11 protein-coding genes and 7 tRNA genes are annotated in these 12070 nt (G+C 54.1%); 16 read left to right on the forward strand and 2 right to left on the reverse strand.

Annotated elements, in window-relative coordinates:
- Positions 1-34: 34 nt before the first annotated feature.
- The 7 genes from RAC90_RS06765 (at position 35) to RAC90_RS06795 (ending at position 693) form a co-directional block, all read left to right on the forward strand.
- Positions 35-111, forward strand: a tRNA-Met gene (locus RAC90_RS06765).
- Between the two features lie 10 nt (positions 112-121).
- Positions 122-206, forward strand: a tRNA-Leu gene (locus RAC90_RS06770).
- Positions 207-228: 22 nt separating this feature from the next.
- Positions 229-303, forward strand: a tRNA-Gln gene (locus RAC90_RS06775).
- A 34-nt stretch (positions 304-337) separates the two neighbouring features.
- Positions 338-412: transfer RNA gene (locus tag RAC90_RS06780), tRNA-Gln, on the forward strand.
- 22 nt (positions 413-434) lie between these two features.
- Positions 435-511: transfer RNA gene (locus tag RAC90_RS06785), tRNA-Met, on the forward strand.
- Between the two features lie 6 nt (positions 512-517).
- Positions 518-592: transfer RNA gene (locus RAC90_RS06790), tRNA-Gln, on the forward strand.
- Between the two features lie 26 nt (positions 593-618).
- A tRNA-Gln gene (locus tag RAC90_RS06795) sits at positions 619-693 on the forward strand.
- Positions 694-786: 93 nt separating this feature from the next.
- Here RAC90_RS06795 and ubiF read toward each other — a convergent pair.
- The gene (gene ubiF / locus RAC90_RS06800; protein ID WP_058707669.1) at positions 787-1959 is read right to left on the reverse strand and encodes a 3-demethoxyubiquinol 3-hydroxylase; all 1173 of its coding nucleotides are present in this window, start codon (positions 1957-1959) and stop codon (positions 787-789) included.
- A gap of 168 nt (positions 1960-2127) precedes the next feature.
- On the opposite strand from ubiF, the gene miaB reads away from it, so the two are divergent.
- From miaB to RAC90_RS06845, 9 genes are all read left to right on the forward strand, one after another.
- Positions 2128-3552: a tRNA (N6-isopentenyl adenosine(37)-C2)-methylthiotransferase MiaB gene (miaB, locus tag RAC90_RS06805; protein WP_033739300.1), complete on the forward strand. Its 1425-nt coding sequence runs from the start codon at positions 2128-2130 to the stop codon at positions 3550-3552.
- A gap of 207 nt (positions 3553-3759) precedes the next feature.
- A complete protein-coding gene (locus tag RAC90_RS06810) occupies positions 3760-4821 on the forward strand; it encodes a PhoH family protein (protein ID WP_033739297.1) in 1062 nt (353 codons plus the stop codon).
- Positions 4818-5291 (forward strand): rRNA maturation RNase YbeY, encoded by a 474-nt coding sequence (gene ybeY, locus RAC90_RS06815; RefSeq protein WP_033739295.1) that lies wholly within the window; start codon positions 4818-4820, stop codon positions 5289-5291. Before RAC90_RS06810 ends, ybeY begins: the two co-directional genes overlap by 4 nt.
- An 81-nt stretch (positions 5292-5372) precedes the next feature.
- Complete coding sequence (gene corC / locus RAC90_RS06820; RefSeq protein ID WP_033739293.1) at positions 5373-6254, forward strand: CNNM family magnesium/cobalt transport protein CorC; 882 nt, start codon at positions 5373-5375, stop codon at positions 6252-6254.
- A gap of 4 nt (positions 6255-6258) precedes the next feature.
- Positions 6259-7782: an apolipoprotein N-acyltransferase gene (gene lnt / locus RAC90_RS06825; protein WP_054688117.1), complete on the forward strand. Its 1524-nt coding sequence runs from the start codon at positions 6259-6261 to the stop codon at positions 7780-7782.
- Between the two features lie 486 nt (positions 7783-8268).
- Entirely contained in the window at positions 8269-9165 is an 897-nt protein-coding gene (locus RAC90_RS06830) for an amino acid ABC transporter substrate-binding protein (RefSeq protein ID WP_033739290.1), read from the forward strand.
- Between the two features lie 153 nt (positions 9166-9318).
- A complete protein-coding gene (locus RAC90_RS06835; protein ID WP_006118418.1) occupies positions 9319-10059 on the forward strand; it encodes an amino acid ABC transporter permease in 741 nt (246 codons plus the stop codon).
- Positions 10059-10736, forward strand: coding sequence for a glutamate/aspartate ABC transporter permease GltK (gltK, locus tag RAC90_RS06840; protein WP_006118417.1), 678 nt, complete (start codon positions 10059-10061; stop codon positions 10734-10736). Before RAC90_RS06835 ends, gltK begins: the two co-directional genes overlap by 1 nt.
- Entirely contained in the window at positions 10737-11462 is a 726-nt protein-coding gene (locus tag RAC90_RS06845; RefSeq protein WP_039342886.1) for an amino acid ABC transporter ATP-binding protein, read from the forward strand. It abuts the gene before it with no gap.
- A 33-nt stretch (positions 11463-11495) separates the two neighbouring features.
- On the opposite strand, the gene RAC90_RS06850 is transcribed toward RAC90_RS06845, so the two are convergent.
- Positions 11496-11978 (reverse strand): zinc ribbon-containing protein, encoded by a 483-nt coding sequence (locus RAC90_RS06850; protein WP_006118415.1) that lies wholly within the window; start codon positions 11976-11978, stop codon positions 11496-11498.
- Positions 11979-12070 lie beyond the last annotated feature (92 nt).

The following is a 12070-nucleotide window of genomic DNA, read 5'->3' on the forward strand; positions in this document are numbered from 1 at the left end:
CCGCAACGCCGATGAAGGTTGCGCGAAAAAAGATGGCTACGTAGCTCAGCTGGTTAGAGCACAGCACTCATAATGCTGGGGTCACAGGTTCGATTCCCGTCGTAGCCACCATCTTTTTTTTGCGGGAGTGGCGAAATTGGTAGACGCACCAGATTTAGGTTCTGGCGCCGCAAGGTGTGCGAGTTCAAGTCTCGCCTCCCGCACCATTTCACGAGTCGGCAGCATGGATGGGGTATCGCCAAGCGGTAAGGCACCGGTTTTTGATACCGGCATTCCCTGGTTCGAATCCAGGTACCCCAGCCAATTTCGATGTATCTCGCGGCTGCGAGTGGACGAATGGGATATCGCCAAGCGGTAAGGCACCGGTTTTTGATACCGGCATTCCCTGGTTCGAATCCAGGTATCCCAGCCATCATCGAAAGGCAATACAATTTGGCTACGTAGCTCAGCTGGTTAGAGCACAGCACTCATAATGCTGGGGTCACAGGTTCGATTCCCGTCGTAGCCACCATTTTCTTGGGGTGTCGCCAAGCGGTAAGGCACTGGTTTCTGATACCAGCATTCCGGGGTTCGAATCCCTGCACCCCAGCCATTTTAGACAATTTGATTTGACACCATTGGGGTGTCGCCAAGCGGTAAGGCACTGGTTTCTGATACCAGCATTCCGGGGTTCGAATCCCTGCACCCCAGCCAAATTAAGCAAAAAAGCCCGCAATAGCGGGCTTTTTTGTTTCTGGCTTCCGGCTCATGACCACGCGTCACATCCATGCGACGCGTGGCTGAGGCTTACAAGCCTAACGCATAGCGCAAGACCTGACGTTTCAGCACGCCGGAATGCTCAGCGGCGATCAATCCCAGATTGCGTACCAGCTTTAACGGGCCGACGCGGTTGCTAAACGTAAAATAGAACAGATCCATCCCGCTCTGCATCAGCAGATTATCGTGGCGGCGCTGGCGCTGATAACGTAACAGCACCCGTTCCGACGACCAGGTTTCAGCATTGTCACGCGCAGCAATTAATACATCCATTAACGCATCAATGTCACGATATCCCAGATTCACGCCCTGCCCTGCCAGAGGATTAATGGTGTGCGCCGCATCGCCGACCAGCGCCAGCCCCGGCAGGACATAACGCGCGGCATGACGACGCACCAGGGGAAAGCCACCGGCTGCATGCACATGAAAACGGCCCAGTCGGGCCGGAAAGTGATGGGCGATCTCTTTCTCCAGCTGCGCGACAGGCATGGCCTGTAACTGTCGGATACGGGCGGCGGCGTCATACCATACCAGCGAGGCATGATGACCGAACAGCGGCAGGAAAGCACGTGGACCGTCGGGCGTAAAGTGCTGCCAGGTCGCATCGCCAGCCGGATGCTCGCAGGTGACGCTGATCAGTAAGCAGGACTGTGCGTAACTCCAGCCATGAATCCCAATACCCGCCATCTGTCGCACCTGTGAGCTTGCGCCGTCTGCCCCCACCACTAATTTTGCGGTTACGGTCGTGCCATTGCTTAATGACAGCGTCCAGCCCGCATTACAGGGCTGAAGATCCTCCATCGTCGCCGGACACAGCAAGGTGATCCCTCGCTGCGTCATCTCTTCCCACAGCGCACGTTGCAGCACCGAGTTCTCCACCATATAACCCAGTTCAGGCAAACCCAGCGACTCCGCATCGAAACTGACCTGCGCCGTCTGCCACTCCCAGGTTTCCAGTTTGCGGTAAGGCGCACAGCGCATCGCCTCCACGCGTTGCCAGACGTTCAGTTGTTTCAGGAGCGCCACCGACGAGGAGCCGACAGCGGAAATGCGCACGTCCGGCAGGCTGTCGGGATCGAAAGGTGGCGGGGTTGCCCGCTCAATCACCGCCACCCGAAAGCGGTGCTGCGCTAAACCACAGGCCAGCGCCGCTCCGACCATGCCGCCGCCGACAATCACCACATCAAACTGGTTATCCTGCATCACTTGTATCCCTCTCTTAGGCCGCCACTTTTCAGCGCGGTGGTATTCCTGCAAAGTGTACCGGAAAAATGAGGCACGATCAGAAAAGCCCTCAGGCTGGTCACATCCGCAGCAAAGCATTACAATACGCGCCCAGCACTTCACTGCACTGATTTAATGGCTAGCTCGATGACAAAAAAACTGCATATCAAAACCTGGGGATGTCAGATGAATGAGTACGATTCATCTAAGATGTCTGACCTGCTGAACAGCACGCACGGCTATACCCTGACAGAGGAAGCCGAAGAGGCGGATATTCTGCTGCTCAACACCTGCTCAATCCGCGAGAAAGCGCAGGAGAAGGTTTTCCACCAGTTGGGGCGCTGGAAAAAACTCAAAGAGCGCAACCCGGATTTGATCATCGGTGTTGGCGGCTGCGTCGCGTCTCAGGAAGGGGATCATATTCGCCAGCGTGCGCCTTGCGTGGACATTGTCTTTGGTCCGCAAACCCTGCATCGCCTGCCTGAAATGATTAATACCGTGCGCGGCAGCAAAAGTCCGGTTGTGGACATCAGCTTCCCGGAAATTGAAAAATTCGACCGCCTGCCTGAACCGCGGGCCGAAGGCCCCACCGCGTTTGTCTCCATCATGGAAGGCTGCAACAAATATTGTACGTTCTGCGTGGTGCCTTATACGCGCGGTGAAGAAGTCAGCCGTCCGTCAGACGATATTCTGCTGGAGATCGCGCAGTTGGCTGCGCAGGGCGTACGCGAAGTGAACCTGTTAGGGCAGAACGTGAACGCTTATCGCGGCGAAACCTTTGACGGCGACGTGTGCACCTTTGCTGAACTGCTGCGTCTGGTGGCGGCGATTGACGGCATTGACCGTATTCGCTTCACCACCAGCCATCCGATTGAGTTCACCGATGACATCATTGATGTCTATCGCGATACGCCAGAGCTGGTGAGCTTCCTCCACCTGCCTGTGCAGAGCGGCGCCGACCGAATTCTGACGCTGATGAAGCGTGCGCACACCGCGCTGGAGTACAAGGCTATCATTCGCAAACTGCGCGCTGCACGCCCTGACATTGAGATCAGTTCTGACTTTATCGTGGGTTTCCCGGGTGAAACACAGCAGGACTTTGAGCAAACGATGAAGCTGATTGGTGATATCAACTTTGATATGAGCTACAGCTTTATCTACTCAGCGCGGCCGGGCACACCTGCGGCAGACTTGCCTGACGACGTCAGCGACGAAGAGAAAAAACAGCGTCTGTATATTCTGCAGGATCGCATCAACCAGCAGGCCATGGCGATCAGCCGCCGTATGCTGGGCAGCGTGCAGCGGATTCTGGTAGAAGGCATTTCACGTAAAAACGTGATGGAGCTGACCGGCCGGACCGAAAACAACCGAGTGGTGAATTTCGAAGGTCCGGTAGAGATGATCGGTAAGTTTGTCGACGTTGAAATTGTCGATGTGTATACCAACTCTTTGCGCGGCAAGCTGGTGCGGACTGAAGAGGAAATGGGCTTACGTGTGGTTGAGAGCCCGGCCTCCGTTATCGCCCGTACCCGCAAAGAAAATGATATCGGCGTTGGCGTCTTCCAGCCCTGATCTTCCGTTATGTGCGGCAGCTCACCGTCGGCTGCCGCACATTCTGCTGTTTTGCACTTGGTTTCTGCCGGTGCCGCCCAAATATCACCTCGTAAGCTTGCGCCCCGGCGTGACCGCATAAATAATTTCGTTATGATGCATCCGCTTAACACATCTGATGCACCCGCAATCCCTTTCAACTGGCCCTGAGTGACCCAAAGGATTCGTTTGAATATTGAAACCCGTGAAATCGCCCTTGAACCGGCTGATAACCGCCGTCTGATGAGCCTGTGCGGTCCATTTGATGACAATGTAAAACAGCTGGAGCGTCGTCTTGGCATTGAGATAAACCGCCGGGACAATCAGTTTAAACTGGTTGGTCGGGTGCTGTGCGTGAATGCCGCGGTCGAGATCCTGAAAACACTTTATGTCGATACCGCGCCCGTGCGCGGCGAAATTCCGGATATCGAACCCGAGCAGATTCATCTGGCGATCAAAGAGAGCCGGGTGCTGGAACAAACGGCAGAAAGCGTGCCCGACTACGGTAAAGCGGTCAATATCAAGACCAAGCGTGGCGTCATCAAGCCTCGCACCCCAAATCAGGCACAGTATATTGCCAATATCCTCGACCACGACATCACCTTTGGCGTGGGCCCGGCGGGTACCGGTAAAACCTACCTGGCCGTCGCTGCCGCGGTCGATGCGCTCGAACGCCAGGAGATTCGTCGCATCCTGCTCACGCGCCCCGCCGTCGAGGCCGGTGAAAAACTGGGCTTCCTGCCGGGCGATTTGAGCCAGAAAGTGGACCCCTACCTGCGTCCGCTTTACGACGCCCTGTTTGAGATGCTGGGCTTTGAAAAAGTCGAGAAGCTGATGGAACGCAACGTTATCGAAGTCGCGCCGCTGGCCTATATGCGCGGCCGTACGCTGAATGACGCGTTTATCATTCTTGATGAAAGCCAGAACACCACTATCGAGCAGATGAAGATGTTTCTGACCCGTATCGGCTTTAACTCGAAAGCGGTCATCACCGGCGACGTCACGCAGATCGACCTGCCCCGCCACACAAAATCGGGTTTACGTCACGCGATTGAGGTCCTGTCTGAGGTGGAAGAAATCAGCTTTAACTTCTTTCACAGTGAAGACGTTGTGCGTCATCCGGTCGTGGCACGCATCGTGACCGCTTATGAAGCCTGGGAAGAAGCCGATCAGAAACGTCGCGATCAGCAGGCTGAAGAGCGTAAGCGTGAAGCCCTTGCCGCCCAACATAGCGTTCAGGAGAAACCATGAGCGACGTGATTCTCGACCTACAGCTGGCCTGTGAACAAACAGAAAATCTCCCCACGGAAAGCCAGTTTCAGCGCTGGCTGGAAGCTGCGGTGACGCCGTTTCAGCCGGAAAGCGAAGTGACTATTCGTCTGGTGGATGAACAGGAAAGCCATGAGCTTAACCTGACCTACCGTGGTAAAGATAAACCCACCAATGTGTTGTCATTTCCTTTTGAAGCGCCACCCGGTATTGAATTGCCCCTGCTGGGCGATTTGATCATCTGTCGTCAGGTCGTGGAACAGGAAGCGCAGGAACAAGGGAAAAGCGTTGAAGCCCACTGGGCGCACATGGTGGTTCACGGTACGCTGCATCTGTTGGGTTATGATCACATTGAAGACAGCGAAGCCGAAGAGATGGAAGGTCTGGAGACCGAGATAATGCTTGCTCTTGGTTATCCTGATCCGTACATTTCGGAGAAAGAAAACGCCTGAGTTGTGGACTCAGGCCATCCTGCTGCCGGTAACCCGACCGGCAGCATCACTTACTGACCAGAGAGATCTTTAAAAACCGCCATGAGCGACGACCATTCTCAAAACAGCGATGCACCCAGTAGTAAAAAGGGATTTTTTTCCCTACTGCTCAACCAACTGTTTCACGGTGAACCCAAAAACCGTGACGAGCTCCTGAGCCTTATCCGTGATTCCAATCAAAAGGACCTGATTGATCAGGATACCCGCGACATGCTGGAAGGCGTGCTGGATATTGCAGAACAGCGCGTACGCGACATCATGATTCCGCGTTCTCAGATGATCACCCTGAAACGCAACCAGAACCTCGAAGAGTGCCTGGATGTGATCATTGACTCCGCACACTCCCGCTTTCCGGTGATCAGCGAAGACAAGGACCATGTTGAAGGCATCCTGATGGCGAAAGATCTGCTGCCGTTTATGAGCAGCGAATCAGAAGCCTTCAGCGTCGAAAAAGTGCTGCGTCCTGCGGTGGTTGTGCCTGAGAGCAAGCGCGTTGACCGTATGCTGAAAGAGTTTCGTTCCCAGCGCTATCATATGGCGATTGTGATCGATGAGTTTGGTGGCGTGTCCGGACTGGTCACGATTGAAGATATTCTCGAACTGATTGTTGGCGAAATTGAAGACGAATATGACGATGAGGAAGATCGGGATATCCGCCAGCTCAACCGCCAGACCTACACGGTGCGTGCGTTAACCCCCATTGAGGATTTCAATGAGGTGTTCGGCACCCAGTTCAGCGATGACGAAGTGGATACCATTGGTGGACTGGTAATGCAGGGCTTTGGTCATCTGCCGGCGCGCGGTGAAAGCATCGACATTGATGGTTACCAGTTCAAAGTTGCCATGGCCGACAGCCGCCGTATCATTCAGGTTCACGTAAAAATCCCGGAAAATTCGGCGCTACCTCAACTGGATGACGAATAACGCTATGGCATTAGCCTCCTTTTACCAGCAGCAGCGGGTCCGTCTGCTGCTGGCTTTACTGAGCGGCGCCTGTGGCACGCTCGCCTTTTCCCCTTACGATTTCTGGCCTGCCGCCCTGCTTTCGCTGTTCGGCCTGCAACTTCTGACGCTGAACCGCACCAGCCCTCAGGCCAGCGCCATTGGTTTCAGTTGGGGATTTGGCCTGTTTGGCAGCGGTATTAACTGGGTTTATGTCAGCATTGCCACTTTTGGCGGCATGCCTGGCCCGGTGAACGTTTTTCTGGTGGTCCTGCTGGCGGCTTACCTCGCGGTTTATCCGGCGCTGTTTGCCGGCATCCTGAACCGGATTTGGCCACGTCCCACACTGTGGCGACTGGCGCTGGCCGCTCCCGCGTTATGGCAGGTGACGGAGTTTTTGCGCGGCTGGATTTTAACCGGCTTTCCGTGGTTGCAGTTTGGCTACAGTCAGATTGATGGCCCGCTAAAGGGGATTGCGCCGCTGGCTGGCGTGGAAAGCATTACCTTCCTGCTGATGGTCATTGCGGGTTTGCTGGTTTATGCGCAGCAGCGACGTCAGGTGAAAAGCCTGGTGGGCGCGCTCGCGTTACTGGCAATATGCTGGCCGTTGCGTTATCTGCACTGGTATCAGCCTTTACCCCAGCAGGCGGTCGATGTCGCGCTGGTGCAGGGCGATATTCCCCAGTCGATGAAGTGGGACCCGCAGCAGTTGCTGAACACGCTGCGCATTTATAACGATTTAAGCCAGCCGCTGATGGGAAAAGCCCCCATTATTATCTGGCCGGAGTCGGCAATTACCGATCTGGAAAGTAACCAGCAACCGTTCCTGCGTTCGCTGGATGCCGAACTCCGCGCGCGCGGTAGCGCACTGGTGACCGGTATCGTGGATTCGCGCCTGGAGCAGAATCGTTATCATGATTACAACACGGTTATCGTGCTGGGCGGGCCGAAGCCCTACAACTACTTCGGCACTAACCGCTATCAGAAAAACCATCTGGTGCCGTTTGGTGAGTTTGTTCCTATGGCGGATTTGCTGCGCCCGCTTGCCCCCTTCTTCGATTTGCCGATGTCTGCCTTCAGCCGCGGTGACTATTTGCAGCCTCAGCTCAATGTGGCGAATTATCACCTTACGACGGCGATTTGCTACGAGATCGTGTTGGGTGAGCAGGTGCGGGCGAACTTCCGTCCGGACACCGACTTTCTGCTGACCGTCTCTAATGATGCCTGGTTTGGTCACTCGATTGGTCCCTGGCAACACTTCCAGATGGCGCGTATGCGCGCACTTGAGCTGGGCAGACCGCTGCTGCGCGGCACCAACAATGGCGTAACCGCCGTGGTGAATGCCAATGGCGATGTGGAAAAGGTTCTGCCGCAGTTCACGCGCGGCGTACTCGTGGATAAGGTAACGCCTACCCGCGGCGAAACGCCATACTCGAAAGCCGGGATCTGGCCGGTATGGATAGCGACAGTGCTGGCCGGGTTACTGGCCTTCATCCGACGTCAGCGCTGACACGCTGTGGTGAAGCGCTGCTTCGCCACAGCCTTTCGCGGTGTCTTAATCCGCACGCTGTTTCCCTTTCCCCTTTTACTGCTTCTGCTTCTGCTTCTGCTTCTGCTTCTGCTTCTGCTTCTGCTTCTTCAGTCAAACCGCCCGTTCACCCCACTGTCATTTTATTCTGGCACGATGATTGCTAAATGTTTCTGTATTCCTGCAACGCGGGGCTTGTTACCCACGATGGCATGGGCGTAATGCACCATTAACGCTCAATCTGCGCACCTTCCGCGTGCATGGACGCGCGATTGCCTTTTTTTGGTGCGAATGCCATCGCAAAAAAGAAACTTTTTTGTTTCATTAGGTTAACAATCCGCTATGTTAGTGAATATTCTTAAGCGCAGACGCGCGAGGGAATAATAAGAAAAGCAGTGCAAAATACACACAACATCACACTCAGTACAGGGTTGATCCTGTGCAATTTCCACACGAAGGAGTTGGAACATGCAATTACGCAAAGTGGCATTATCTCTTTTGCTGTTGAGCGCAGCAGCGGGAGCGGCCCAGGCGGAAGATCTCAGCGGTACCCTGAAAAAAATTAATGACAGTGGCGTCATTGTTATCGGGCATCGCGAATCGTCAGTTCCCTTTTCATATTACGACAACCAACAGAAAGTCGTTGGCTATTCACAGGCTTATTCAAACGCGATTGCTGATGCCATTAAAGCGAAGCTGAATAAACCTGATCTGCAGATCAAAATGATCCCGATTACTTCACAGAACCGTATTCCGCTGCTGCAAAACGGCACCTATGACTACGAATGTGGCTCAACGACCAACAACCTTGAGCGCCAGAAACAGGCGGCCTTTTCCGACACCATTTTTGTTATCGGTACCCGCTTGCTGGTTAAAAAAGGCAGCCCAATTAAGGATTTTGACGATCTGAAAGGCAAAACTGTCGTGGTGACCTCAGGTACGACGTCAGAAGTGCTGCTGCATAAACTGAACGACGAGAAAAAGATGGATATGCGCATCATCAGCGCCAAAGACCATGGTGATTCGTTCCGTACGCTGGAAACCGGTCGTGCCGTGGCCTTTATGATGGATGACGCCCTACTGGCTGGCGAACGCGCTAAAGCGAAAAAACCGGATGACTGGGTCATTATCGGTACGCCACAGTCTAAAGAAGCTTATGGCTGTATGCTGCGCAAAGACGATCCGCAGTTCAAAAAGCTGGTTGATGACACCATTGCAAAAGCCCAGACCTCCGGCCAGGCAGAAAAATGGTTCGACACCTGGTTTAAACAGCCTATTCCTCCTAAAAACCTGAACATGAACTTTGAATTGTCTGATGACATGAAAGCCTTGTTCAAAACGCCGAATGATAAAGCGCTGAATTAACAACGATAACAAGGGCGGCGCTGTCGCCCTCTCGATTGCTGAAACCGCGGCGTGGACAGACCGCCTGATCGGGTCGTTCCCCTGACTCAGGCGCATTAAGCCGTTCATCAATCTTCAGGGTAGCTCTGCTACCCTTTTTTACCGGAGTTCGTTATGGGTATCGATTGGAACTGGGGCATTTTTCTCGAACAGGCCCCGTTCGGAAATACCACCTATCTCGGCTGGTTGTGGTCCGGTTTTCAGGTGACAATTGCTGTCTCCTGCTGTGCCTGGATTATCGCTTTCTGCGTAGGTTCATTCTTTGGCATTCTGCGTACCGTGCCTAATCGGCTGCTGGCAACGATTGGCACCTGCTATGTGGAATTGTTTCGTAACATCCCCCTGATCGTGCAGTTCTTCTTCTGGTATCTGGTGGCGCCAGAGCTGGTTGGTCAGAAGCTTGGCATGTGGTTTAAGTCGGAGCTGGATCCCAACCTGCAGTTCTTTATCTCGTCGGTGATCTGTCTGGGCCTGTTTACCGCCGCACGCGTCTGCGAACAGGTGCGCGCGGCGATTCAGTCTTTGCCGCGGGGACAAAAGAATGCCGGGCTGGCAATGGGCCTGACGCTGCCGCAAACCTATCGCTATGTGTTGCTTCCTAATGCTTACCGCGTGATTGTGCCGCCAATGACGTCAGAAATGCTTAACCTGGTTAAAAACTCGGCGATTGCGTCGACGATCGGCCTGGTGGACATGGCTGCGCAGGCGGGCAAGCTGCTGGACTATTCCGCACACGCCTATGAATCGTTTACGGCCATTACGCTGGCCTACATTGCCATCAACCTGGTGATTATGTTTTTGATGAGCCTGGTTGAGCGCAAAGTGCGTCTGCCCGGCAATATGGGAGGCAAGTGATGTACGCGTTTGACTGGAGTTCCATTCCTCCCAGCCTGCCTTACCTGCTTAATGGTCTGGTCATTACCTTTAAAATCACGCTTACGGCGGTGGTCTTCGGCATCCTGTGGGGCACGCTGCTGGCGGTGATGCGTTTGTCGACCTTCAGGCCCATCAGCTGGTTTGCCAAACTGTACGTTAACCTGTTCCGTTCGGTACCGCTGGTTATGGTGCTGCTGTGGTTTTATCTGGTGGTGCCGAGTTTCCTGCAGCAGGTGCTGGGTATTTCCCCTAAAACCGACATTCGTTTGATTTCGGCAATGGTCGCCTTTTCGCTGTTCGAAGCGGCGTATTATTCGGAAATCATTCGCGCCGGCATCATCAGTATTGCGCGTGGGCAATCCAGCGCGGCGCTGGCGCTGGGCATGACGCAGTGGCAGTCCATGCGCCTGGTGATTCTGCCTCAGGCGTTTCGTGCCATGGTTCCGCTGTTACTGACCCAGGGCATCGTCCTGTTCCAGGATACCTCGTTAGTGTATGTGCTGAGCCTGGCGGACTTCTTCCGCACCGCCTCCACCATCGGTGAGCGTGACGGTACCCAGGTTGAGATGGTGTTGTTTGCCGGTCTGGTCTACTTCGTGATCAGCCTGAGCGCGTCACTGTTGGTCAGCTATCTAAAAAGAAAAAGGACGGTTTAAATGATTAGCCTGAAAAACGTTTCTAAGTGGTATGGTCAATTTCAGGTGCTGACCGACTGCTCTACCGAAGTCAAGACCGGTGAAGTGGTTGTGGTATGCGGGCCGTCAGGCTCGGGCAAATCGACCCTGATCAAAACCGTGAATGGCCTGGAACCTGTGCAACAGGGCAGCATTACGGTAAACGGTACTGAAGTGAACAATAAAAAAACCAATCTGGCCAAACTGCGCAGTAAGGTCGGCATGGTGTTTCAGCACTTCGAACTGTTCCCTCACCTGAGCATTATTGATAACCTAGTGCTGGCGCAGGTCAAAGTCTTAAAGCGCGACAAAACCGCCGCCCGCGAGAAAGGCCTCAAATTGCTGACTCGCGTGGGCCTGTCAGCGCATGCAGATAAATTTCCCGGCCAGCTCTCGGGCGGTCAGCAGCAGCGTGTCGCGATTGCGCGGGCACTCTGTATGGATCCGATTGCCATGCTGTTTGATGAGCCGACCTCCGCACTCGATCCCGAAATGATCAATGAAGTGCTGGACGTTATGGTCGAACTGGCCCAGGAAGGCATGACCATGATGGTCGTGACACATGAAATGGGCTTCGCCCGTAAGGTGGCCAATCGGGTGATCTTTATGGACGAAGGAAAAATTATCGAAGACACCCATAAAGATGACTTCTTTAATAATCCACAGTCTGAGCGGGCAAAGGATTTCCTGGCAAAAATTCTGCACTAAACGTCAGGCGGGCACAAAGCCCGCCTGCTTCTTCTACGGCTCAAAAGGCTGACGATAAAACTGATCGTGATTGCATTCGGGGCAACGTGACAGCGTTTCCGGCGTATAAATGGCGCGAGTGAAGTGGCATTTTTCGCAGACCAGATTGCCCAGGCCCACCACCTCACCACTTTGGTACACACCGTGATGTTGCAAATCCTGAAAAACCTCACGCCACTCTAACTGACTTTTATCCGTAATATCTGCCAGCTCCTTCCAGATGCTTTCCCGAATCACGCGCATAAAAACGGAGTCGGCGACCGGCTCTTCCGCCTCTGCATAGTTACGGCCAAACTCTGCCAGATCGCGACGCACCGACGTCAGCGCCCGATCGATTTCGTCCGGCGTCAGATCGGAGTGCGCTTGTAAATGACGGCGCCGATCGTCGACTAATGTATCCAGATCGCGATCGCCGTGGCGAAGACGTTCGGTTAATACCGCCAGTGAGGCGTGATATTCCTGGGCCACTTTATTCATTTTATTCTCCTTTTTGCGCTCAGTACCTGTACTAAGTTTAGCTACTTTGTCACATTTGCCCGGCTCGCTGGGTAAGGAAGCGTAAAAGAGTG

The sequence above is a fragment of the Pantoea sp. CS_6 genome, from assembly GCF_041954745.1.
Lineage (GTDB): Bacteria > Pseudomonadota > Gammaproteobacteria > Enterobacterales > Enterobacteriaceae > Pantoea > Pantoea stewartii.

Coding starts and splice junctions, on each gene's coding strand:
- miaB (WP_033739300.1), top strand. CDS start 2,128: ATGACAAAAAAACTGCATATCAAAACCTGGGGATGTCAGATGAATGAG.
- RAC90_RS06830 (WP_033739290.1), top strand. CDS start 8,269: ATGCAATTACGCAAAGTGGCATTATCTCTTTTGCTGTTGAGCGCAGCA.
- corC (WP_033739293.1), top strand. CDS start 5,373: ATGAGCGACGACCATTCTCAAAACAGCGATGCACCCAGTAGTAAAAAG.
- RAC90_RS06845 (WP_039342886.1), top strand. CDS start 10,737: ATGATTAGCCTGAAAAACGTTTCTAAGTGGTATGGTCAATTTCAGGTG.
- RAC90_RS06835 (WP_006118418.1), top strand. CDS start 9,319: ATGGGTATCGATTGGAACTGGGGCATTTTTCTCGAACAGGCCCCGTTC.
- lnt (WP_054688117.1), top strand. CDS start 6,259: ATGGCATTAGCCTCCTTTTACCAGCAGCAGCGGGTCCGTCTGCTGCTG.
- gltK (WP_006118417.1), top strand. CDS start 10,059: ATGTACGCGTTTGACTGGAGTTCCATTCCTCCCAGCCTGCCTTACCTG.
- ubiF (WP_058707669.1), bottom strand. CDS start 1,959: ATGCAGGATAACCAGTTTGATGTGGTGATTGTCGGCGGCGGCATGGTC.
- RAC90_RS06850 (WP_006118415.1), bottom strand. CDS start 11,978: ATGAATAAAGTGGCCCAGGAATATCACGCCTCACTGGCGGTATTAACC.
- ybeY (WP_033739295.1), top strand. CDS start 4,818: ATGAGCGACGTGATTCTCGACCTACAGCTGGCCTGTGAACAAACAGAA.